General features: G+C 65.3%; 24 protein-coding genes. 14 read left to right on the top strand and 10 right to left on the bottom strand.

Annotation, left to right across the window (positions count from 1 at the left end):
* Positions 1-12 precede the first annotated feature (12 nt).
* From IIB36_12450 to IIB36_12440, 3 genes are read left to right on the top strand one after another with little or no spacing between them, the layout of a single operon-like run.
* Positions 13-498: a TerB family tellurite resistance protein gene (locus IIB36_12450; GenBank protein MCH7532550.1), complete on the top strand. Its 486-nt coding sequence runs from the start codon at positions 13-15 to the stop codon at positions 496-498.
* 46 nt (positions 499-544) lie between these two features.
* Positions 545-694 carry a hypothetical protein gene (locus IIB36_12445; GenBank protein MCH7532549.1) on the top strand — a complete coding sequence of 50 codons (150 nt, stop codon included), beginning with the start codon at positions 545-547 and terminating at the stop codon, positions 692-694.
* Position 695: 1 nt separating this feature from the next.
* Positions 696-941, top strand: a complete 246-nt coding sequence (locus IIB36_12440) for a hypothetical protein (GenBank protein MCH7532548.1) — start codon at positions 696-698, stop codon at positions 939-941.
* Between the two features lie 26 nt (positions 942-967).
* Here IIB36_12440 and IIB36_12435 read toward each other — a convergent pair whose 3' ends face one another.
* The 4 genes from IIB36_12435 to IIB36_12420 all read right to left on the bottom strand — a co-directional run bounded on the left by IIB36_12435 (position 968) and on the right by IIB36_12420 (position 4,966).
* Positions 968-2,539 (bottom strand): DUF445 family protein, encoded by a 1,572-nt coding sequence (locus tag IIB36_12435; GenBank protein ID MCH7532547.1) that lies wholly within the window; start codon positions 2,537-2,539, stop codon positions 968-970.
* 42 nt (positions 2,540-2,581) lie between these two features.
* On the bottom strand, positions 2,582-3,379 hold the full coding sequence (locus IIB36_12430; protein ID MCH7532546.1) for a hypothetical protein: 798 nt from the start codon (positions 3,377-3,379) through the stop codon (positions 2,582-2,584).
* 445 nt (positions 3,380-3,824) lie between these two features.
* The gene (locus tag IIB36_12425) at positions 3,825-4,253 is read right to left on the bottom strand and encodes a DUF1499 domain-containing protein (GenBank protein MCH7532545.1); all 429 of its coding nucleotides are present in this window, start codon (positions 4,251-4,253) and stop codon (positions 3,825-3,827) included.
* Complete coding sequence (locus IIB36_12420; GenBank protein ID MCH7532544.1) at positions 4,250-4,966, bottom strand: SIMPL domain-containing protein; 717 nt, start codon at positions 4,964-4,966, stop codon at positions 4,250-4,252. Before IIB36_12420 ends, IIB36_12425 begins: the two co-directional genes overlap by 4 nt.
* A gap of 118 nt (positions 4,967-5,084) precedes the next feature.
* On the opposite strand from IIB36_12420, the gene IIB36_12415 reads away from it, so the two are divergent.
* Positions 5,085-6,086 (top strand): NTP transferase domain-containing protein, encoded by a 1,002-nt coding sequence (locus tag IIB36_12415; protein ID MCH7532543.1) that lies wholly within the window; start codon positions 5,085-5,087, stop codon positions 6,084-6,086.
* Positions 6,087-6,091: 5 nt separating this feature from the next.
* Here IIB36_12415 and IIB36_12410 read toward each other — a convergent pair whose 3' ends face one another.
* Positions 6,092-7,279 (bottom strand): M20/M25/M40 family metallo-hydrolase, encoded by a 1,188-nt coding sequence (locus IIB36_12410; protein MCH7532542.1) that lies wholly within the window; start codon positions 7,277-7,279, stop codon positions 6,092-6,094.
* A 208-nt stretch (positions 7,280-7,487) separates the two neighbouring features.
* Between IIB36_12410 and IIB36_12405 the strand changes: the two genes are divergently transcribed.
* The 8 genes from IIB36_12405 (at position 7,488) to IIB36_12370 (ending at position 14,708) form a co-directional block, all read left to right on the top strand.
* A complete protein-coding gene (locus IIB36_12405) occupies positions 7,488-8,717 on the top strand; it encodes a 2-isopropylmalate synthase (protein ID MCH7532541.1) in 1,230 nt (409 codons plus the stop codon).
* 62 nt (positions 8,718-8,779) lie between these two features.
* On the top strand, positions 8,780-9,490 hold the full coding sequence (locus tag IIB36_12400) for a response regulator transcription factor (GenBank protein MCH7532540.1): 711 nt from the start codon (positions 8,780-8,782) through the stop codon (positions 9,488-9,490).
* Positions 9,491-9,494: 4 nt separating this feature from the next.
* Positions 9,495-10,352, top strand: a complete 858-nt coding sequence (fabG, locus tag IIB36_12395; GenBank protein MCH7532539.1) for a 3-oxoacyl-ACP reductase FabG — start codon at positions 9,495-9,497, stop codon at positions 10,350-10,352.
* A gap of 176 nt (positions 10,353-10,528) precedes the next feature.
* Positions 10,529-11,149: a TRAP transporter small permease subunit gene (locus IIB36_12390; protein MCH7532538.1), complete on the top strand. Its 621-nt coding sequence runs from the start codon at positions 10,529-10,531 to the stop codon at positions 11,147-11,149.
* Positions 11,146-12,444, top strand: coding sequence for a TRAP transporter large permease subunit (locus IIB36_12385; GenBank protein MCH7532537.1), 1,299 nt, complete (start codon positions 11,146-11,148; stop codon positions 12,442-12,444). Before IIB36_12390 ends, IIB36_12385 begins: the two co-directional genes overlap by 4 nt.
* Positions 12,445-12,447: 3 nt before the next feature.
* On the top strand, positions 12,448-13,074 hold the full coding sequence (locus IIB36_12380; protein ID MCH7532536.1) for a DNA-3-methyladenine glycosylase 2 family protein: 627 nt from the start codon (positions 12,448-12,450) through the stop codon (positions 13,072-13,074).
* Between the two features lie 34 nt (positions 13,075-13,108).
* On the top strand, positions 13,109-13,771 hold the full coding sequence (locus IIB36_12375; GenBank protein MCH7532535.1) for a class I SAM-dependent methyltransferase: 663 nt from the start codon (positions 13,109-13,111) through the stop codon (positions 13,769-13,771).
* A 37-nt stretch (positions 13,772-13,808) separates the two neighbouring features.
* Positions 13,809-14,708 carry a histone deacetylase gene (locus IIB36_12370; protein MCH7532534.1) on the top strand — a complete coding sequence of 300 codons (900 nt, stop codon included), beginning with the start codon at positions 13,809-13,811 and terminating at the stop codon, positions 14,706-14,708.
* Between the two features lie 182 nt (positions 14,709-14,890).
* Here IIB36_12370 and IIB36_12365 read toward each other — a convergent pair whose 3' ends face one another.
* The 3 genes from IIB36_12365 to dctP form a co-directional block, all read right to left on the bottom strand.
* On the bottom strand, positions 14,891-16,165 hold the full coding sequence (locus tag IIB36_12365) for a TonB-dependent receptor plug domain-containing protein (GenBank protein ID MCH7532533.1): 1,275 nt from the start codon (positions 16,163-16,165) through the stop codon (positions 14,891-14,893).
* Positions 16,162-16,545 (bottom strand): BlaI/MecI/CopY family transcriptional regulator, encoded by a 384-nt coding sequence (locus tag IIB36_12360; protein MCH7532532.1) that lies wholly within the window; start codon positions 16,543-16,545, stop codon positions 16,162-16,164. Before IIB36_12360 ends, IIB36_12365 begins: the two co-directional genes overlap by 4 nt.
* A gap of 244 nt (positions 16,546-16,789) precedes the next feature.
* Positions 16,790-17,923 carry a TRAP transporter substrate-binding protein DctP gene (gene dctP / locus IIB36_12355; GenBank protein ID MCH7532531.1) on the bottom strand — a complete coding sequence of 378 codons (1,134 nt, stop codon included), beginning with the start codon at positions 17,921-17,923 and terminating at the stop codon, positions 16,790-16,792.
* Between the two features lie 187 nt (positions 17,924-18,110).
* On the opposite strand from dctP, the gene ggt reads away from it, so the two are divergent.
* Together ggt and IIB36_12345 are read left to right on the top strand one after the other, a co-directional pair.
* Positions 18,111-19,820 carry a gamma-glutamyltransferase gene (ggt, locus tag IIB36_12350; GenBank protein MCH7532530.1) on the top strand — a complete coding sequence of 570 codons (1,710 nt, stop codon included), beginning with the start codon at positions 18,111-18,113 and terminating at the stop codon, positions 19,818-19,820.
* Positions 19,821-19,963: 143 nt separating this feature from the next.
* Positions 19,964-20,530 carry a cytochrome c-type biogenesis protein CcmH gene (locus tag IIB36_12345; GenBank protein ID MCH7532529.1) on the top strand — a complete coding sequence of 189 codons (567 nt, stop codon included), beginning with the start codon at positions 19,964-19,966 and terminating at the stop codon, positions 20,528-20,530.
* 47 nt (positions 20,531-20,577) lie between these two features.
* Here IIB36_12345 and IIB36_12340 read toward each other — a convergent pair whose 3' ends face one another.
* Positions 20,578-21,504 (bottom strand): branched-chain amino acid transaminase, encoded by a 927-nt coding sequence (locus IIB36_12340; GenBank protein ID MCH7532528.1) that lies wholly within the window; start codon positions 21,502-21,504, stop codon positions 20,578-20,580.
* Between the two features lie 8 nt (positions 21,505-21,512).
* The gene (locus IIB36_12335; GenBank protein ID MCH7532527.1) at positions 21,513-22,304 is read right to left on the bottom strand and encodes an SDR family oxidoreductase; all 792 of its coding nucleotides are present in this window, start codon (positions 22,302-22,304) and stop codon (positions 21,513-21,515) included.
* Positions 22,305-22,316 lie beyond the last annotated feature (12 nt).

Below are 22,316 nucleotides of genomic sequence, written 5' to 3'. Positions count from 1 at the left end.
GGAGATTCATCCATGCTCGACTCCATCAAGAACTTCTTCAAGTCGTCGATGAGTCCGTCACCGGACGCGGACAAGGCGGAGAGCGCGCCGGACATCCGACTCGCGGCGTGTGCACTCTTGCTCGAGCTGGCACACGCCGACGACGAGTTCACCGACGACGAGCGCCAGCACCTCGAGTCGGCCATTCGGCGTCAATACGGCCTCGGCCAGGCAGAGGCAGGGAAGCTGCTCGAGCTCGCGCAGGAAGCACGCGACGAAGCGATCGATCTGTGGCAATTCACGAACTTGATCGCCGAGAATTACTCACTCGGTCAGAAGATGGTCTTGGCTGAGATCATGTGGGGGCTGGTTTACTCCGACGGCGATCTCGCTGAAAAGGAAGACTACCTGATGCGGAAGATCTGCAACCTGCTGCGACTCGAGCCGGGATATCTGGCCGAAGCCCGTAAGCGGGCGGGCGATTCCGAGCGTCCGGACCCGATGGACGCGATGGACTAGCCTTCACATATTCTGAGGCCACTCCACTTCAACGAGAAGCCCGACGATGCGCGACCTGGTTCCCGGCGGGTACATTTTCACCCATGCGGTGTTTTGGGCCGTAATCGCCCTGGTCGCGGTGGGTACGAACGCGGTTGCGATCATTCTAGCCATCGGCCTCGGACTCCTGGTGTTCGAGACAGCTACGAAGCAATGAGTTGATTCTCACGCTCAAGATCCTCGGCGCCGTGCTCGCACTCGCTCTTGGCGTGTGGCTTGGCCTACCAGGCCGCTATACACAGCGGATCGAGGACATCGAGGACGTGATGGAGCGGGGTGGGGGCCGGCGCCGGAGAAGCGTCAAGCGATCTATCTCGCCGGTCGCGTGGCTGCAGCGTCAGCCCAGGGTCCGCAGTACGAGCAGAGGCCGCGGCTTCAACGTGGAGGGGCCGGAGGACCGTTGAGCCAGTGCAGTAGAGCGGTCCCGTCCCTACCGCAAGAGCGTGTCCAGCACGGTGAGGACCACACCGATGAAGGCGCCCAGCACGTAGCCGAGCCGAACGATCAACTTCAGCTCGCGGTCCGTCACGTTTCGCACGATCTCTTCCATGCGGGACACCGGGAAGTTCAGGACCTTCTCTTCCACACGTGTCCTCACGTCGATCTGCGCGACGACCGTCGGGATCTGCGTCTCTAGCCAATCCCAGATCGGGTCACCCAGGGCGGCCTCCAGCCGCGCCGACCCGTCTTCCGGCAGCCATCGTGCAGGGGTCCCGATCGGGCGGTCCAGCAGGCCACGAGCGAGCTTTCGGATGCCATCGCCCAATGCGGTCCGCGCGGCATGTGAGCGTGCGGCGGAAACCAGCGTTTCCGAGATGCGCTCCGGTGGAACGCGCTCGAGCACCTCGCCCCACGTGCGGTCGCCGGCCTTCTCCAAGCCCCTGTGCAGTTTCTCGACAAGGAACTCTCGCGTTCCCGGGTCGCGTGCCATGCCGACGATCCATTCAGCGAGCGTATTGCGTGACTCGATCACGCTCGGGTCGTCCGCCTCACCGAGCACGTCGGACACCGGACGTCGGAGGAAGTCCACGATCGCCTCGTTGACCCCACGGCCTATGGCTTCCTGCACCGCACTGTCTCGTAGGATCTCCGAGAGCCGCTCCGAGCCCTCCGCCTCGATGGTGTCGAGCACCTTGTCGACGGTGTCCTCCGTCATCACGAGGCGAGCGACGACCCGCTGATGGAACTTGAGGTCGCTCAGGAAGCGCTGGAGCAGGTCGTGTAGGGTGGATTCGAAGCGCGCACGCGCGGTGTCGTCCTCGAGCAGGCGGCCCAGCCGCTTCGCGGCGAGCGGCAAGTAGCCCGCGATCGCCTTCTCCACCGTCCCGACTAGACCGGGCGGGAGGATCTCTTCGAAGGTCCGGCCCGGCTCGAGCAGGCGCCGTGCCGCTCGGTCGAGGTAGTCCTCGATCGCCGTCTTGAAGTCCTCGCTGTCGACCGCATTGTGGAGCCATTCCTCGACGGCTGACTCCACCGCCGCACCCCTGGCAGACGTGATCAAACTGCCGATCGGTTCGTCCTTGATCGCCTCGACGAGGTCGGCGGCGCGCCGCTGCATCGACTCCGCGAAACGCTCGGATTCGAGGTAAGCGTCGAGTTGTGCCAGCGCCTTGTCGATTCCCTCATCGAGCAGCACCTCGATGTCGGGCATGACCCGCTCTGGAATCATATCGCGCAGGGCTGCGCGCTCGGTGTTGAGGACCCCGTCGAGGAACTCTGCCAAGCGGTCGTCGAAGGCCGCCCGGAAGGTCTCGTCCGTGAACGTCTTCGTCAGGTCCTCGGCCGTCAGAAGCCGATCGCCCACGGTCCTGCCGATCGCGGCCGCTAGGCGCGGCTGGTTCTTCGGGATCGCGCCCTGGAAGAAGCGCAGCCGCCAACGGCCCAGCAGCTTCGGCGGCTCATACGGGTGAAAGAGCATCCAGATCGCGACTGTGTTCGTGAGCCCGCCCGACAGCGCCCCGGCCAAAATGTATAAGGCGGCCTTGATGAGTTGTTCGTTCAAGAGCGGACCGTCTCTGGAGAATGGTTGGCGAAGTCCACGCGCCTACCGTCGTTCGTGCCTGAAGAGACCACGTATGGGGAACGTCCTTTCTTCGATGGTCACGGTGCCTTCTACCTCGAACAGCGCCTGCACCGGGAGCACGGGACCGCTGCCTTGCCCGGCGCGCACATCTGCCGAGCGCACTTCGAGCACGCCCTGAAGGTCGCCTTCCGGTGAGGAAATGGTCCAGGAGACCGGTACATCGCGCCGTGCGGGTTGAAAGGCACTCGTCTCCACCCAGTCCACATTCAGCGTGCTCCACTGCAGATTCCCGAAGTCAAGCCGCGCCCAACCTCGGTAAGTGGGCAGCGGCTCACCCTGGTGTTCACTTTCACCCTGCAACACGAGCTGCAGAGAGTCACCGGAGACCAGGAACGCCCAATCGCCCGCCCGCGGGGTGTCGGCTGAGGAACCGCGCGCCATGTCGAGCACAATCCCACCGAGCCGCCGCTCCGATAGATAGAGCGAGGCGTCGAGCAGTTGGAACACCTCTCCGCGGGGGCCGCCCCACTGGGTGAGCACGCTCCCTAGCGCGAGCTCCAGGTTCCGGGTCCCATCGTCGTAGATGATTCCGTCCACTGCGTTGCCCTCACGCACGACGAGCCTCAGGCTGCCGTGCGGGAGGATGCGAGTGGGTATCCGCGTGGGTGGGGTTTCCCACCGCTCCGCAAAAAACGCCTCCCACGTGCCGCTTCGGGCCAGCCAGCCGCGGGCCTCGCGCGCGACGGTTCCCGGCCGCGTCGTCGTCTCGAAGAGCCACGGGACCAAGAGGAGGCTGTCCCCAGTGACCGTCGCGAACACGAAATTCCGTTCGTACGACCGGCCTGGGAAGCTACGGGATGTGTCGCTCGGAGCCGCGCCTGGGGCCTCCACGAAGAACTCAGGTGCCGGCTCGGTGCAGGCGAAGCCGGCGCACGTGAGAAGGATTGCCGCGACCTTAGCAGCCCGTGGTAGAAGTACAGCGGGCCGCGTTACGGTGCCACGGCTCCAGATCCTAGGCGGTGCGACGACGCCATAGCCGTCGCTACGGATAGGAGCTCCAACGACGGAGATGGGGCCGTGCCACCGTAACCCACGAATCGGTAGGTATTGGCGGACTTGGTGTTGGGCGCAGGGGGGTCGCGGCCCAATAGGTCGTCTCTCCTCCTCGCCGTAGCTACGGCTACGACTCGTCGTCCTTCCTACTCTTGAACTCGCGAGACCCCTGCGCGCGGCCCACTGTACTTCTACCACGGGCCGCTAGGGCTCACGTCGTCTGCCCGCCAGCGGTGAGCGTCGGGTCGAGGATCTGGCTGGCTTGCACGTCGAGGGCCCGATCGAGCACGCGCAGAAATCGGGCAATCGTCCGTGGATTCCGGCCTAGGTCTCCCCGTCCCACTCGCGACGCGGAGGCGACGTCGACCCGCGTCTGACCGTCTTCATCCAGCCCGACGGAGATGTGGACGTCGTCTACGAAGCGCCAGACCAGCGTGGCCGATTCGGCTTCCAGCACCCCTAGCTCGTCGTCCTCGACGGTGACGGTCCAACCCCGCATCCGTTCATGAGCGACGTGCACCGACTCGGTCCACACCCTGTCGAACGGAATCGCGTAGGTCCGCCCCCTGAGGCGACGGTCCTCGGAGGCTGGGTCTGTGTGGGCCCGATTCTGGGTGAACCCTCTCAGGAGTCCGGTCAACCCGGCGAGTCTCCGGAACCGAGAGCGAAGCGCACCGTGACGCTCGCACGCACGACCTGATCCCCCGGCTCGACGGGAGTGTTCACGCGAGCGAGGTTCAGGGATCCCAGTTCCGTTCTTGGCGTCGGCTGCCCGGAGCCCCCGCGCACCTCCAGAGCCTCCCCGAGCTCCCGGCCTAGGGCGGTCGCGATCGCAGTCGCTTTCACCCGAGCGTCCTCGACGGCGGCGATCAGTGCTTCGCTTTGGGCCGCCTCGGCGCTCGAGGCACTGAACGCGACGCCGGAGATGCGATTCGCTCCGCTCTGGATCGCCAGGTCGATGAGCGCGCCCACCGACTCCACGTCGCTGATGGTCGCCCGCACGTTGTTGACCGCCGTATAGCCGTCTATCACGGGCACCCCGCTGCGGTCTGCACCCGTTCGGCTGTACTCCGGACGTAGCGAGTATCCAAAGGTCGCGATGCTCAAGCCCTCGAGCCCGGCCGAGCGGAGGGTGCTGAGAACACTCTCCATGGCGTCGGCGTTGGCGGCCGCCGCGGCCGCGGCCGCGGTGCGCCGAGTCTCAACCGCGAACGACACATGGGCCCGGTCGGCCTCGATGGTGACGGAACCGGTGCCCGTCACTTCGATGAAACCGGCCTCCTGAGCACCGGCAGGCGTTGCCGCACACGCGGTCAGCATCACGGCTGTTGAAACGATTCTTCGCGTCATCATCACGATTCAGTCCCTTCGAAGGCGCATCGCGACACACCCATCCGTGAGACCTACTATGTCTGCTCGGCAGGCCTTATAGTGTGGCGCTGTTGAACCGACCTCGCTATGCCCGGACACGATGAAAGCCGTTGTCCCCCTGGCCGGGAAGGGTACGCGCCTCCGGCCTCTCACGCTCAGTACCCCCAAGCCTCTGTTGAAGGTTGCGGGGAAAGCTGTGCTGAGCTTCATCCTCGACGACCTGGTGGAGCTCGGGGTCGAAGAGATGGTCTTCATCGTAGGGTACCTACGTGACACGGTCGAAGCCTGGATTTCAGAGCAATACCCCGACTTGCGTGCGCACTACGTCCTACAGGAGGTCCAGGACGGCACGGCCGGCGCGGTGGCTCTGGCCGAACCGTACATCGACGAAGAGGTCCTGATCGTATTCGCTGACGCCGTGATCGAGGTCGACTACGGATTGATCCAAGACCTGGATCCCGGGTACGGCGGAGTGATCTGGGCGATGGAAGTCGAAGACTACCAACGCTACGGCGTGATCGTAACCGACGACGCGGGTAACATGGCCCGCATCGTCGAGAAGCCGTCCGAACCGATCTCGAAGCTCGCCAATATCGGGCTCTACTACATCCGGGATCACGCGCTGCTCTTCGACGGGATCCGCCACACCATGAGCTCAGATCCTGGCAAGGCGGGCGAGTTCTACCTCACGGACGCCTTCCAGTACATGGTCGATCAAGGTTCTCGCATTCTCCCTGCTCCGGTCGAGGGGTGGTGGGACGCTGGGAAGCCCGAGACGCTGCTCGAGACAAACGAGCACCTGTTGCGGACCGGTCGCGGGGGCGTGGACCCGGCAGCCACGGTCGAGGGTGCCCAGATCCAGGAGCCGGTGCGCATCGAAGCGGGCGCGGTGGTCAGGGGTGGCCGCATCGGACCGAACGTTACGCTCGAGTCCGGCGCGAGCGCGTTTCACTGCGAGCTCGAACACACGGTCGTGGGGCCGAACGCGAAGCTGGAACGGTCACGGCTTCGTCAGTCGATCATCGGGGGGTACTCAAGCGTTCGCGACGCCGTCGGATCGTTGCTGGTGACCGATCACTCCGTGGTCGATGGTGGCGCCTGAGTCGCTTACCCCTCAGCGCCGGCGGCGAGCAGCACGGTATACAAAGCCCGCTGCACTCCCTCCACACCCCGGACGTTTCGGTACCACTCTTCCGTGGTGTGGGCCTGCCCCGCCTCCCCACCCCCACCGACCGTGATAGCCGGAATTCCGAGCGACATCGGTATGTTGGCGTCCGTGGAGGACGCCGTGAGCAACGGCTCGGCTCCCAGGTGACGGGTTGCCGCGACGGCGGCGCGCAGGAGGGGGGCCTCGGAGGGCGTCTGCCCGCCGGGACGGTGCCCTAGCGCATCGACCGTCATGTCGAGTGGCCCGCCGGTGCCGTCCGCGGCGGCGCAGACCGAGCGAATCGCGTCACGAATCCTCCGTTCCAGATCCGCTAGCTGATCGTCCGACTCGGATCGCGTATCGACTTCGATCCATGCGTCCTGCGGGATCGCGTTGATGCTCTTGCCGCCGCCCCAGCGGGCGATGGTAAGCGTCGTTGTCGGTTCTACCGGCAGGTCGAGCTCGGTGAGCCGGGAGACCGCTTCTCCCAGTGCGTGGATCGGGTTGACCAGACCCCAGTCGATCCACGAGTGGCCACCGGGGCCGTGTCCCGTGATTCGAAAGCGGCGAGAGGGGAGCGCTCTCACGACGAGGCGCTCCAGTCCGGCTCCGTCCACCGAAATGAAACCAGCCGCCCGGCGGCCTTCGCCTTCGTGAAAGAGGTGCTTGACCCCGCGTAGGTCTCCTAGACCCTCCTCCCCGACGGTGGCGGCGAAGAGCACCGGGGTCGTGCACCGGATCCCTCCCTCTCTGAGACAGCGAGCCACGGCGAGCAGCACCGCGAGACCACGGGCATCGTCCGAGATCCCAGGTCCGCGCAGCAACTGACCCTCTCGTGAGACGGTCACGTCCACCTCAGCCGGGAAGACCGTGTCGAGGTGAGCCGAGATCACCAGCGGCGCGCCGCCTCGACTTCCCGGCAGGTCCGCGAGCACGTTTCCGGTCTCATCGGCACGTACTCGCTCGAGGCCCGCCTCCGCCATCAGCTCGGCCATCCGCCGAGCTCGCTCCTCCTCCGCGAAGGGTGGAGCGGGAATTCGGGAGAGCTCGGCCTGATCGTCGAGCGTCCGCTCATCAGCCGAGCGCGCATGGGCGGCTGCGACCTGAGCGCCGGGGTCCTCCAACAGCCGTTCGAGCGTCTGCTGCATGCTTTGGTATCGGCCTTTCGTCAGCGGGGTCGCATCCTCCACGACAACTTGGCGAGCTTTCGTCGCTAGGACCATTGAGCCAGGCTCCGCGCTCGGCCGCTCGGCGGGCCTGAGCCGTGGCGCTCGGCATCGGGGACTGTAGCCGCTCGGGCCGGCGTGCCTATGTTTCTCGTCCACGTAGTTGCACGTGCTCGAACACCCGGTGGGCATGGACGAACGGGAACTGATTCACGACTGGAATCAATCGGAGCCGACCTTCGACTGGTCGACCGCGAGAGTCGAGCTGGACGACGAGACGCTGCGGGACGGCCTTCAGAACCCGTCGGTCGTCGATCCGTCCATCGAGGACAAGATCCGGCTCCTTCACATGATGGATCAGCTCGGCATCGACACAGCGGACATCGGTCTGCCGGGCGCCGGGCCGAGAGCGGTAGAGGCGGTTACCGCGCTCGCGCAGGAGATCGTCGATTCTGGACTGTCGATTCAAGCAAACGCGGCGGCGCGGACAGTCGTCGCCGATGTGCGTCCCATCGTCGACATCAGTCAGCGGGTGGGCATGCCCATCGAAGTGAGCACCTTCATCGGGTCCTCCCCCATTCGGCAATACGCCGAGGATTGGACGATCGACCAGATGGTCGCGACCTCAGAGGCCGCCGTCACCTTCGCGGTGAACGAGGGCCTGCCGGTTCTGATGGTCACCGAGGATACGACGCGGGCCAGCCCGGAGGTCTTGAAGGCCCTCTACGGAGGAGCGATCGAGTGGGGAGCCAAGCGTATCTGTCTCTCGGACACCGTTGGACACGCGACTCCGGACGGCGTGAGAGCGCTGGTGCGCTTCGTGATCGAGGAGATCATCCAGCCCTCCGGCGAGGACATCGGCGTCGACTGGCACGGGCATCGCGATCGAGGCTTCGGGCTGGCAAACACCTTGGCGGCGATCGAGGCGGGTGTGACGCGCGTGCACGGCACCGCGTTGGGCATCGGCGAGCGGTGCGGCAATACGGAGATGGACCTGATACTCGTCAACCTGCAGCTACTCGGGGTGCGCGACGCGGATCTGACGGGCTTGCCCGCCTATTGCGAGTTGGCTGCCGAAGCCTGCCAGGTCCCGCTCGTGCATTCGTACCCGGTCGTCGGTAGTGACGCGTTCCGGACTGCTACCGGCGTGCACGCCGCCGCGATCGTGAAGGCCGAAGCCAAGGGCGATGCTTGGCTGGCGGACCGCATCTACTCGGGGATCCCCGCCGCCATGGTCGGCCGCAAGCAGGTCATCGAGGTCGGTCCCATGTCGGGACTCTCCAATGTGAGGTACTGGCTCCGAGAGCACGGCTACGACCCGGACGACGAGGCCTTGTGCATGCGGATCTTCAACGCCGCCAAGCAGACCGATCACACACTGACGGACGGAGAGGTACGGGCCATCTGCCGCGCGGGCTGATCGTGGGAAAAAGCCGCGACCCTGACACCATAGAATCGCGTTCGAACACTGCCGGCGGAGCAGTGCCGCGGGTCCTCGTCGTCGAAGACGAGCCCGACACCGCCGCGTTGATAGCGGATGAGCTCACGCGCGAAGGATTCCGTGTCGAGACCGTGGGCAGCGACCCCAAGGCGCTGAACGCGGTTCGGCGCGAGCGCCCGGACCTGGTTATCCTCGACCGGACGCTGCCGGGCCGGAGAGGAGGCGAAGTGCTGGAGTGGCTCAAAGCGGTGCCGGCCACCTCGAGTATTCCGGTTCTGGTACTCACGGCTGAGCGCGCGAGCCGAGTTCACAAGGAGGGACCTGAGCTTGGGGCCGATGTCTACCTGAGCAAGCCGGTCAGCCCACGCGAGATCGTGTTGCGTGTGCGCGCGATCCTACGCCACGTCCGGGGGGTCGCCATGTCGGCAGGGGGACGGATCCTGAGTGCCGGACCGATCCGCGTAGATATCGGCTCGCACCAGGCGTCCCTAGCGGGCGAGGAGCTGAAGCTGACCCCCACCGAGTTCCGCCTGCTGCGTGCGCTGATCGAACGCCACGGTCGCACGCAGAGCCGCAAGCAGTTGCTGGAGAAGGCGTGGAGCGTGGAGTCGCGCGTTGCCGATCGCGTTCAGACCCGGACCGTGGACATGCACGTGCGGCGTCTGCGCGGCAAGCTCGGCGAGGTCGGCGGCTGGATTCAGACCATTCGAGGCTTCGGCTATCGGCTCAAGGTGCCCGAAGGAGTAGAGTAGAAACATGGCAGACCACCCACTCTCCGAGACCACCAGCGACGCTGTCGAGGCGCTGCTCGACGAAGTCACCACCGAGACCCAAGCGACTGCGTTCTTCGAGACGATGAACCTCCGTGGACAGGTCGCGATCGTTACAGGAGGCTCGAGTGGGATCGGCCGCGCGGTCGCGCTCGAAATGGCGCGCTGCGGGGTGCACATCGGTTTCTGTTTCCTCGACGAAAGCGCTCAGTCTCGCGTCGACGCGCAGGAAGTCGCGAGGGAACTTCGTCAGATGGAGGTCCGGGTCTTCTTCCGCTCCTGTGACGTGCGCGAGGCGCGCGATGTGGGCTCCTTCGTCGCGGAGGCGCATGAGGAGCTGGGCGGGCTGCACATCCTGGTGAACAACGCGGGCATCGGTCGCGATCGGGCGTTGTGGCACATGGAGGACCACGAGTGGGAGGCTGTCCTGCGTACGAATCTGGACGGAGCGTTCTACTTCACCCGCGCGGTCTCCCCGTTCATGCGCTCCCAGGAGTACGGCAAGATCGTGAATGTCACGTCGGTTCACGGCATCCGGAGTGCGTTCGGCATCTCCAACTATGCTTCTTCGAAGGCGGGTCTCATCGGTCTGACTCAGAGTGCGGCCGTCGAGCTCGGGCCGAAGAACATCAACGTCAACGCCGTTGCACCCGGGTACATCCGAACGACCCGGCTCACGCAGGGAGTGCCGTCCGAGATCCTGGATCAGGCTCGGGAGCGCTCGCCGCTCGGCCGACTCGGGGATCCCCAGGACGTGGCAGGCGTCGTGCTGTTCCTCTGTTCCGAGTCGGCGCGCCACATCACAGGAGTCACGATCCCGGTCGACGGCGGGTACCTGCTCTAGGAGGTCGTGGAGCGGGCGCGGTCCTTCCCTTCGCTCAGGCATCGTTTGCTCCGCTCCCTTTCCACTCAGTCACGACGCAATGTCGCCGCGGGAAAGACCGCGCCCCCTCGACGACGTGCCGTCGCTCTGACACACGCCGCGTTGCCCAAGATCTCGAGCCGGCCCATGATCTGCGCATGCGATTCCTGAAACGGCCGGCCGCGGTCATCCAACGCATCAACGACGAGATCGGCAAGCCGCTGGCCGCGTTGATCGACGGCCTCACCGACAAGATTGGGGCGGCCATCCGATGGCTCGTCCTGGTGATGGTGCTCGTAGGGGCCGGAACGGCGATCCTGCGCTATTCGGCTCGTGGGCTGAAGCTGTCGCTCAACCTGACGCCGGCTGGAGAAGCCCAGTGGTACCTCTTCAGCCTGATCTTCCTGCTCGGCGCCGCGTACGGCCTCAACCATGATGTTCACGTTCGCGTCGACGTGCTTTACGAGCGGCTCAGCAAGAAAGGGCGCGCGCTGATCGACCTCGTCGGGACCATCGTTTTCCTGATCCCGTTTTCGCTCGTCATGCTGTACCTGTCGTGGCCGGCGGTCTCGAATTCGTTCTCGATCCGAGAGATGTCGCCGGATCCGGGCGGGCTGCCCAGGTGGCCGATCAAGATCGTCATCCTGCTCTCGTTCGTGCTTCTGACGCTTCAGGGCATGAGCCAGATCGTGAAGCAGATCGACATCTTGGGGGGCGAAGAAGACGGATCCGGAACGCCTGAGGGGACGCCAGGCCCGCCACCGGAGGCGTCCGCATGAACGGGTGGGCCCCCGGCATGTTCCTGCTGGTTCTGCTGATGATCTTCAGCGGCTATCCGGTCGCGTTCGCGCTGGGCGGGACCGCGTTGATCGTAGCGGGTACGGCGTCGCTGTTCGGACACTTCGACCTCGTCCTGCTCTATGCCCTGCCGGAGCGCACGTTCGGCACGATGTCGAATCAGGTTCTGCTCGCCGTACCGTTCTTCATCTTCATGGGCACGGTGCTCGAGAAGAGCAAACTCGCCGAGCAGCTGCTGGAGACGATCGCCGTCTTGTTCGGGAGATTCCGCGGTGGGCTCGCGATCGGCGTGATCTTCGTCGGCGCGCTGATGGCGGCGGCGACCGGCGTGGTCGGCGCGAGCGTGACAGCGATGGGGCTGATCTCGCTGCCGGTCATGCTGCGCAACGGCTACGATGAGAAGCTGAGTCTCGGGGTGGTCGCGGCGTCGGGGACGCTGGGCCAGATCATTCCGCCTTCGATCGTGCTGATCGTGCTCGGTGATCAGATGGGGGTGAGCGTGGGAGACCTGTTCCGGGCGGCGCTCATACCGGGGCTGCTCCTGACGGGGGGCTACGCGCTCTACGTCGCGGTCCTGGCAACCGTGAACAAGGAGGTTGCGCCCGCGTTGCCCCCGGAGAAGCGCTCGACCGGGGTCGAGCTCGCCAAGCGCGTCGTGCTCTCGCTGATGCCACCGCTCGCTCTGATCGTCGTCGTGCTCGGCAGCATCTTCGCGGGTGTCGCGACGCCGACCGAGGCGGGCGCTCTGGGCGCCGTCGGCGCGATGGTGCTCGCGGCGCTCCACGGGCAGCTCGGATTGGACGCGCTCAAGGCGGCGGTGGAGGAAACGAGTAGGCTGACCATCATGGTGGTATTCTTACTCATCGGGTCGACCGCGTTTGCGCTCGTGTTGCGCGGGCTCGATGGCGATCTCTGGATCGAGAGCGTGCTCACGGGCATTCCAGGCGGTGCGCTCGGCTTCCTCATCGTCGTGAACGTGGTCGTTTTCCTGCTCGGCTTCTTCATCGACTTCTTCGAGATCGCTTTCATCATCGTGCCGCTGATCGTGCCGCCTGCCGTCGCTTTGGGCGTCGACCTCACTTGGCTCGGCATCGTGCTCGCGGTGAACCTGCAGACCTCTTTTCTGACGCCACCGTTCGGATTCAGCCTCTTCTATCTACGTGGAGTGACGCCCGCGGGTATCCCGACGACGTCGATCTACCGCGGTGTGATCCCCTTCATCGCGATCCAGGTCGTGGTGCTGGTTGGGCTGATCTGGGTGGCGGTTCCTAGGTAACTGATGAGCGAACCGAAGCTCACCACCGTTTGGACCGGCGGACGTCGCAAGCTCGGGAAGGACCCCGTCTTCGGGCCGTGGGTGAAGCAGATCGGCACGATCAGGCTGCCCGTCTCCGAGGTGACGCCGTTCTACTACTTGGTGCGCGCGATCTGCTATCAGCAGTTGGCGGGCAAGGCCGCTCGGACCATCCACGGACGCGTCGTCGAGGCGCTCAAGGGCGATGTGTCACCGCAAAAGGCTCTGCGGGTGAGGGAGGCCACTCTGCGCGGGGCGGGTCTGTCCGGGAGCAAGTATGCCGCGATCCGAGACCTCGCGACGAAGATCCGTTCCGGCGAGGTGGGCGTTCACGATCTCGACGAGCAGCCCGACGATGAGATCATCCGACGGCTCGTGACGGTGCGGGGCATCGGTGTCTGGACCGCTCAGATGTACCTCATGTTTCGACTGCACAGGCCCGACGTGTGGCCCGTCGGAGACCTCGGCGTGCGCGCAGGGTACGCGAAAGTACATGGGCTCGCCGAATATCCGACCGCAAAGCAGCTCGAGCCGCTCGGGGATGTCTACGGCCCGTGGCGCAGCGCGGCCGCGTGGTATTGCTACCGCGTGCTCGAGACGGAGTTGCCCTAGCTTGATCGAGACCTAAAAGGCGCAAGGAGACTCGGTGACCCGACGCACGAACCATCTGGGCGACGATCTGTACCGATACCTGCTCGACGTGTCGCTCCGAGAGCCCGACGTGTTACGGCGTCTTCGAGAAGAGACCGCGGCGCTGCCCGACTCCAACATGCAGATCGGTCCCGAGCAGGGACAGTTCATGGGTCTGCTGGTCGAGCTGATCGGCGCGAAGTACACGCTCGAGGTCGGCACCTTCACCGGGTACAGCGCGCTCGTCGTCTCGCTGGCGTTGCCCTGCGATGGTCGAGTGATCACTTGCGACGTCAGCGAAGAGTGGACGGCCATCGGAAAGCGATTTTGGGAGGAGGCCGCGCAGGCCCACAAGATCGAGGTGCGACTAGGGCCCGCGCTGGACAGTCTCGACGGCCTGCTCGCGCAGGGCAGGGCGGGGGACTTCGACTTCGCCTTCATCGATGCCGACAAGGAAGGGTACGCGGCGTACTTCGAGCGCTGCCTGCAGCTCGTTCGTGATGGGGGCCTCATCGCGATCGACAACACCCTGTGGGAGGGCAAGGTCGTCGACCCCGAAGTGACGGACGGGGACACCGAGGCCATTCGCCGCTTCAACGCAAAGCTCAAGGACGATGAGCGCGTGAGCTTGAGTCTCGTCCCGATCGGGGACGGGCTGACGTTGGCGAGGAAGCGGTAGCGGTCACCGGCCGCTAGCCAAGCGACGGAGCGGAACTGTGGCGCCTTCGGTCATCTGGTCTCCCAAGTACGAAGTCGATCTCGGGCCGCACGTCTTCGTGACCGCCAAGTACCGGCTCGCGCGCGAGCGGCTGCTCGCGGATCGCACGCTCGCCGAAGTCGACTTCACCCCAGCGATCCCGGCAACTCGTGACGAGCTGGCTGGCGTTCACACGAATGAGTTCCTGAGCAAGGTCGAGACGGACTCGCTGTCGTTCGGCGAACGGGCGCAGTTGGAGGTGCCGCTCACGGAGGAGCTACGGGAAGCGATGGCTCTGTCGTGTGGCGGCACGCTCCTCACGGCGCGCACGGCACTCGAGGATGGTGTGGCCGTGCACCTCGGCGGTGGCTTTCACCATGCTTACGCCGGCCACGGCGAAGGGTTCTGCTTGTACAACGACATTGCCGTGGCGGCGCGGGCCCTGCGGTCGGAGGGCGCGGTCGAACGTGTCGCTGTCGTCGATCTCGACGTGCACCACGGGAACGGAACTGCCGCGATCTTCGTCGACGACGACGAGGTCTTCACGTTTTCGATGCACCAGCAGAGCAACTACCCGTCGCTGAAACCGCCGTCGGATCTGGATATCGCTTTGGAGGACGGCACGGCGGACGGTGAATACCTGGAGCTGCTGGAGGGTGCGCTGCCGGAGGTGCTCGACCAGCCGCAGCCGGAGTTGATCCTCTATCTCGCGGGAGCGGATCCGTACGAGCACGACCAGCTAGGGGGGCTGTCGATGACGCTCGAGGGTCTGAGGCGGCGGGACCGCATGCTTCTCGAGGCTGCGGCGGAGCGGTCGATTCCGGTCGCGGTAGTGATGGCGGGCGGGTACGCGCACCGGCTCGAGGATACGGTCTCGATCCATGTTGCGACCGTGGAAGAGGCGGTCGGTGTCGGCTGACGGACGAACGCGTAGTGAAGGAAGCCAGGAAGGTCTTCGTAGACTCGAACATTCCCATGTATGTGGCCGGAGGAGAGCATCCGAACCGGGAGCTCGCCAGGCGATTCATGGACCATCGCGACCTTCGACCGTGGATTCGACCGGCTCGGCAAGCTCGTGAGGCTCGAACTGAGCTGACGGCCTCAATACAGCCTCAGGCCGGGCGGGGGCTTCTTCAGCGCTGCCGCCGTTTTCGTCCGTCGCAAACGTTCGTCGTCGGACTGCGCCACTCCGAGCTTCAGGAAGATCTGGATGACGCCGCCCGCGGCCTCGTCTCCGAAGATCGCTCGGGCCGCCTGGCCCTTGAGCACTTCGATGCGCTCGATCGATTCCGGGTCGAGGTCGCGTACGGAGCTATCGATCCGGACGCCGTCGACGTAGATCAGGGGTGTCTCGTCTCCGGCCAACGCCGAGCCGCTCAACCTAATAATCGCTCTAGCAGCCCCCTCGGCGACCGCCTCTTGAACCGGCGCCACGACGTCCGCGGACTCTTCGTTCTGCTGTTGCAGCGCGGTCGGCGGCGGCACCTCACACGCGGCGACTAAGAGCAGCGTGCAGACGGCGAGCGCCGCGAGGCTCCCTACGGGTACTGCTTGGCTCACATCGTTCACGATCATCGTCAACCTCCTCTCGAGGAGTGATGGGGGTTTCGCGAAGGTGGCCACCGGGAGTCGGTGGTCACCCATAGACGAGGTGAGCTCCAGGAGGAGCGCCCCGTATGCGGTTGGCGAAGCGCCGGCGCCGAGCACGCGGGCATCGCAGTCGATCTCGACGGCGGCGCGGAGCCGCCCGACCTTCCACCATAGTGCCGCGTTCCAGGGCGTGAGCGCGGCGACGAGCGCGGCGGCGAAGAGAAGCCACGTGTCGCGGGCCCTCCGATGCTCGGCCTCGTGCAGGCACGCAAGCCGTAGGTCGTCCGGGGGCAGCGCGAGGGCCCACGCCGGCAGTACGATCGTCGGGGACCGGAGCCCGAACAGCGCGGGCCCGAAGTCCTCCGAGATCAGCACGTCTTCGCCCGCCACACGGGCTCGCGCCCAGCTCCTCGCGCGCAAATCGAGCCGCGCCAAGCCGCCGAGGAGGACAACGACGCCCACCGCGGCCGCGCAGACCCACGCGATGAGCGCGACCGGCTCGTAGCGGTCGAGCAGTGCGTGTAGGGAAAATGCGACCGCCTGAAGCTCGGCGAGCATGCTGATCGTGACGGAGGCCGTCTCGCTCACGGACGCGGTCGGAATGCGCGAGGGAGCTTCGGCGGTCCGAAGTAGCGCCCACGCCTGCAGCGTGAGGCTGCCCAGGATCGCGAGGCTCCACACGCCGCGCGCCGACCGACCGGCCGCGCGCACGGAACGCTCAGCCGCGAGTGCGATGAAGCCGAGAAGCAGCGAGACGAGTGTCGACCAAGCCATCCAGAGGATCATGATCCGCCTCCCTCATCCCGGGCCTCGTCGAGAAGCGCCTTCATGCGCGCCACCTCGTCGGGCTCCAGCTTGCGACCGGACACTAGGCGGGCGAGGGTCAGCTCGGCGGAGCCGTGGAAGATCTTGTCCACGATACGCCCCAGGGCATGGCCTGCCGCCTCGGCCGGCTCGACCACGGGGAAGTAGCGGTACGCACGTCCTTCCTGCTCGTGACGTACCATATTCTTCCCCTCCAGAATCTGGAGGATCTTGAGCACGGTCGTGTACACGACTCCCTCGGGGAGCCCGTCACGTACCTCGGCTACGGTCCCCGATCCCTCCCGCCACAGCACACTCATGATGTCGAGTTCTCGTTCCGTGAACGTGGTACCGTCTACCATCCTCGTCCTCCCGTCTCGTCCTCTGCTCGCGCTCCGGCACGCCCTGCGCCGACCCGTCTTCGAGGCCTCTCCACATCTATGTACGAAGACCTTCGTAGATGGTAACATCCATCGCCCCGGATGTCTACGAAGATCTTCGTAGGCCGTGTAGCCGGCTCATGGACGAGGCTGCGCCCTCGATCGCACACCTCCTATGCGAATCGACCATGACCCGTTTCGTTTCGGAGTAGGACCTCGCCGGACCTCAGCGCATGTTCACGTTACCGATCTTCGGAAAAGCGAAGCGGGCATAGGAGAGCTCGTTACCTGCGGCGTATGGGAAGGAAATATCCCGATACGCCTTCCACGACTGGTACACTTCGTTGAAGTCGGCGTTGTCGGCCGCCTGCTCGGCGAGGTAGGCGTTCGACTCGGTCCACGCTGCCTCCAGGATGTCCTCGGAGAACTCCCGCAGCGTAACGCCGTGCTCCTGTACGAGTCGCCGCAGCGCCGCCGGATTGGCCGCGTCGTAGGACGAGAGCGTGTGCGAGAGCGATTCGCCACACGCGGTGCGTAGCACTGCTTGGTAGGCCGCGGGAAGCTCGTCGTACGCGGCGCGGTTGACCAGCAGGCTCATCGTCACTCCCGGCTCCCACCAACCAGGGTAGTAATAGTTCTTGGCGATCTGATGGAAGCCGAGCTTCTCGTCGTCGTGCGGCCCGACCCACTCGATCGCGTCCACGGCGCCGCGCTCGAGCGCGGGATAGATCTCCGCCGGAGCGATCACCTGCACGGTCACGCCAAGGCGCGACATGATCTCCCCACCGAAGCCCGGAATTCGCATGCGCAGACCGGCCAAGTCCGAGAGGCCGCCGATCGGCTCCCGGAACCAGCCGCCCATCTGGGCACCGGTGGATGAGCAAGGGAAGGTGATCAGGCCGAAGTCCGCGTAGATCGAGTTGAGAAGATCGAGGCCGCCACCGTGATACATCCACGCGATCTGCTGGCTGCTGCTCATCCCGAACGGAACCGCCGTGTCGAAAGCCAACGCGGGGTGTTTGCCCGTGTAGAAGTATCCGGGCGTGATGCCGCACTGCACCGTGCTCTGCATCACCGCGTCCATGACCTGCAGCGGCGGAACGATCTCGCCGGCTGCGTACACGCGGAGGTTGAAGTTGCCGCCGGTCATCTCGGAGATGCGTGCTGCCATCCGTTCGCCCGCGCCGTACAGGATGTCGACGCTCGGTGGGAAGCTGCCCGTCAGCCTCCAGTTCACGCTGGGGCCGCTGACCGCGTCGGCCCCAGCCGCTCCCGTATCCGCACCATCTCCGGCGCACGCGCCGAGCGCGACGGCACTGGCGCCGGCTCCCGCTTTTTTCAGAAAGTCGCGTCTCTTGATCGTCATCTTACCCAGCCTCGTTCTGGTTGTGCAAGCAGCCTCGCTGGCGAGCGCGATGAAGTAACCAGCGCCGCGCCGGCGTGCAATCGCTAGCGCCCTTTCGCGAATGTTCTCTGGCGCCGTTCGCGGCGAGGCGGGATCTTCCTGGCTCATCACACACATGCAAGCACTCTCCTCCGAGGTACCGATGCGCGGTCCCCGTTTCTCGTATGCCGTAGGTCTACTGACCCTTGCACTGTCTGTGGGGCTCCTACCGAGCGCCGCGGCGGCGCAGTCCGCGGAGCCCGTGCGTGCCGGCACCGGCATGGTGGTCTCGGCGAGCTCGCTGGCGAGTGAGATCGGCCGAGACGTGCTCACGGCCGGTGGCAATGCGGTCGACGCCGCCATCGCGACTGGCTTTGCTCTGGCGGTGACCCACCCGACGGCCGGCAATATAGGCGGGGGCGGCTTCATGGTAATCCGCTTCCCGAACGGCCAGACGACCGCGATCGACTTCCGCGAGAAGGCGCCGCTCGCGTCCTTCCCGGAGATGTGGCTCGACGAGGACGGTGAGTACTCCTCGGACGTGCACCACCGCAGCGTCAAGTCCGTCGGAGTGCCGGGCACCGTCGCAGGTTTCGACAAGGCTCACAAGCTCTACGGCGACATCGACTGGGAGCGGGTGGTGTCCCCCTCCGTGGCGCTCGCGGAGGATGGGTTCGAGCTCAGTGAAAGTCTCGCCAGCAGCCTGGCGCGGTTCCTGGAGCGCAGGGTGCGGCCTCCCGCGACCGTGGCCCAGTTCTCCAGGGACGGGACGCCCTACGCCGAGGGAGAGACGCTTCGCCAGCCCGAGCTCGCCAGGACTTTGCGGCGCATCCAGCTCGAAGGTCGCGACGGCTTCTACCGTGGCGAGACGGCGCGCCTGATCGTGGAGGAGATGCGGCGCGGGGACGGCCTCATCACCGACGAGGATCTGGAGCTCTACCGGGCACGCGAGAGGTCCACGATTCGCGGCACCTACCGTGGCTACGAGATCATCTCGATGCCGCCACCGAGCTCGGGTGGCGTCGCTTTGGTGACGATGCTCAACATCCTCGAGGGCTTCGACCTCGCCAGCTTCGGACACAACAGCGCGCCGTACGTCCACCATGTGAGCGAGGCCATGCGGCGCGCGTTCCGCGATCGGGCTCATTACCTCGCAGACGCGGACTTCGTCGACGTGCCCGTGCATGAGCTGACGAGCAAGGCCCACGGGGCGGAGCTTCGAGCCAGCATCGCGGCGGATCGGGCGTCGGTTTCCCAGACGAGCGACGTCACCATGGGCTATGAAAGCCCCGAGACGACGCACTATTCCGTTGTCGACGGTGACGGCATGGCAGTCTCGGTCACGTACACGCTCGAGAGCGGGTACGGCTCGGGCATCATCGTGACCGGCGGCGGATTCCTGCTCAACAACGAGATGGGCGACTTCAATGCCGGCCCCGGTCTCACCAACGAAAGCGGCCTAATAGGGACGACCGCCAACCTCGCGCGGCCGCAGCAGCGCATGCTCTCTTCGATGACCCCGAGCATCGTAGCCCGGGACGGTCGCTTGGTGGCCGTCGTCGGTAGCCCGGGTGGCCGCACGATCATCAACACGGTCCTGCAGGTCATCCTGAACGTCGTCGACTTCGGTATGAACATTCAGATGGCGGTCAACGCGCCGCGCATTCATCACCAGTGGTTGCCCGATCGCATACGCATTGAGGAGGACGGTATCAGTGCCGCGACGGTCCAGCGCCTAGAGGCTATGGGGCACACGGTTCGGACGAGCGGCAGTCAAGGAACCGCGCACTCGATCATGATCGACCCGCGCACTGGCGACAGGCTCGGGGCAGCCGATCCACGAGGATCGGACGCCGCGGCGCGCGGACATTGATTGACGTGCCCGCTCCAGTGAGGCGACGAGCCTCGAGGGCACGCAAACACTTTTCGTGGTTATCTTGGAACCGAAGCGGGTGATGGGCGAGTTGTCTGAAGGGATGCAGCCCAAGGGGAGTCGAGCAGGCTGAGGCTTTGGCGATGAACACGACGACGATCAGATCGAGCTTTTTCGCGATTGCGGCGATTGGGGTTATGGGGCTGCTCGTCGCGCCCGCCAACGCCCAGTCCACGGGTCCGACGCATACGGGATTCGACCCGAATGCGCCCATGGGCGGGCACTATCACGAGGGCGAGGTGGGCGAGAAGCTGATGGCGCTCGAGTCCGGCTTCAAATGCAGCTGCGGCTGTGGGCTGGACGTGCACACGTGCCAGTTCCAGATGCAGTGCGGGACGGCCCCCGTTTGGTCGCAGCGGATCCGTGAGTCGCTGGAGCGAGGCGAGACCATGGAGGCGATCGAAGCGAGCTTCGTGGCCGATTTCGGCAAGACGGTGTTCTTGGCGCCGCCGGCCGAAGGCTTCAACCTTGTCGGCTATTTTCTGCCCGTCATCGCCATCGTCACCGGAGGCATGCTGATCGGCCTGCTGACCCGAGGAGGAACGCGCCGAGAGGACCTCATTCCCGTTGAGGTCGTGAGCGACGACGAGGCGGCGAAGCTCCGAGAGGCGATGAAGAAGCTCGACGAGCTCGAGAGCCCGGACTGGTAGGACCGGACGGATCGTATTCGTCCAGGTAGGCTATTCGTCCAGATAGGCTATTCGTCCAGGTAGGTGAGGAACCCGTGTGGGTCGTCGTTCTCACCCCTCACGGTCTCCCAGTAGTGCTTCTGGAGCGCGAGAGTGACGGTACCCGCCGTGCCCGAGCCGATCGTGATCCGGTCTACACTCCGCACCGGAGTAACCTCGGCGGCGGTCCCGGTAAAGAAGAGCTCGTCGGCCGTGTAGAGGCTCTCACGCGGGATGTCCTGCTCGCGCACCTCGTAGCCGAGATCATGCGCCATGAGGATGATCGAGTCGCGGGTGATACCCTCCAGCGACGTTCCGTCGAGAAACGGGCTGATGATCACGCCGTCCCTCACGAGGAAGAGGTTCATGCCGCTGCCCTCGCTCACGAGCCCAGTAGGCGCGAGGGCGATCGCATCGACGTAGCCGTTCGCGATGGCTTCCATCTTCATGAGCTGAGCGCTCAGGTAGTGGCCGCCCGCTTTCGCGCGCTGTGGATACGTGTTCGGGTGCGCACGCAGCCAAGACGAGACGCACACGTCTACGCCGTTCTTTAGCGCGTCTTCGCCGAAGTACGCGCCCCACGGCCACGCCACGATGTACGTCTCGATGGGGCTGCCGAATGGGTTGATTCCGGGTGCACCGTAACCGCGCAAAACCATCGGCCTGATGTAGCAGCTTGTGAGTTCGTTCTTGCGCACGACTGCTTTGCAAGCATCCGCGAGCTGCTCGGCGGTGTGCTCGGGGAGCATCCGGTAGATCTTCGCGGAGTCCTGGAGCCGACGGATGTGCGCTCCGAGTCGGAAGATCGCCGGACCCTTGGGGGTCTCGTACGTGCGTATGCCCTCGAAGACCGATGTGCCGAACTGTACCGCGGTGGAGAGCAGGTGGAGGTGGGCGTCCGCCCACGGGATCATCTCATCGTCTTTCCAGATCCATTCCGATTCTTGAAGCTCCACTGCTCCCATCAGACTAATCCTTTGATCCAGCCGCCATCGACGGCGATCGACTGTCCGGTTATGTACGACGCCTGCTGCGAACACAAGAACGCTGCTACCGCGCCGAGCTCTGGCGGATCCGCGAGCCGCCCCATCGGGATCTCGGCCTCCCAACCCTCGTAGGCGGCCTCAACGGTGATCCCCTCCCGTTCCGCGACGGCTTCGGCGAGGTGGATCAGGCGTTCGGTGCGCGTGAAGCCCGGCAGCACGTTGTTCACGGTCACGTTGTACGGCGCCACTTCGTTCGAAACCGTCTTCGCGAAGCCGGTGACGCACGCCCGTATCGAGTTCGAGAGAATGAGGCCCGCGACGGGCTGCTTCACCGAGATCGAAGTCACGTTCACGATCCGGCCCCAGCGTCGCTCCTTCATGCCCGGGAGCACGGCGCGCGTGAGGTTCACGACGCTCTCGAAGTTCTGGGCGATCGCGTCTCTCCACACTGCCGCCGAATGGTCCTCGAAGGTGCCGGCGGGCGGCCCGCCGGTGTTCGTCACCAGGATGTCGATCTTGCCGAACGCGTCCTTCGCGGTGCTCACGAGTTCCTCCACGCCGGCCGGATCCGTGAGGTCTGCGCTTACCGCTACTACCTGCGCACCGGTGGCCTCCGCGATCTGCGATCGCACCGCATCCAACTTCTCCGCCGAGCGTGAGTTGATGACGAGATCGGCACCTTCGGCGGCGAGCGCGTCCGCGATGGCGCGGCCAAGCCCTTGACTGGAACCACAAACGAGGGCGACTCGCCCCTTCAGCCCGAGATCCATCCGTAATGTCTC

The organism is Gemmatimonadota bacterium (assembly GCA_022560615.1).
Lineage (GTDB): Bacteria > Gemmatimonadota > Gemmatimonadetes > Longimicrobiales > Gaopeijiaceae > UBA1138.
The sequence above is the reverse complement of the archived record's forward strand: the minus strand, read 5'-3'. Positions and strand labels throughout refer to the sequence as shown.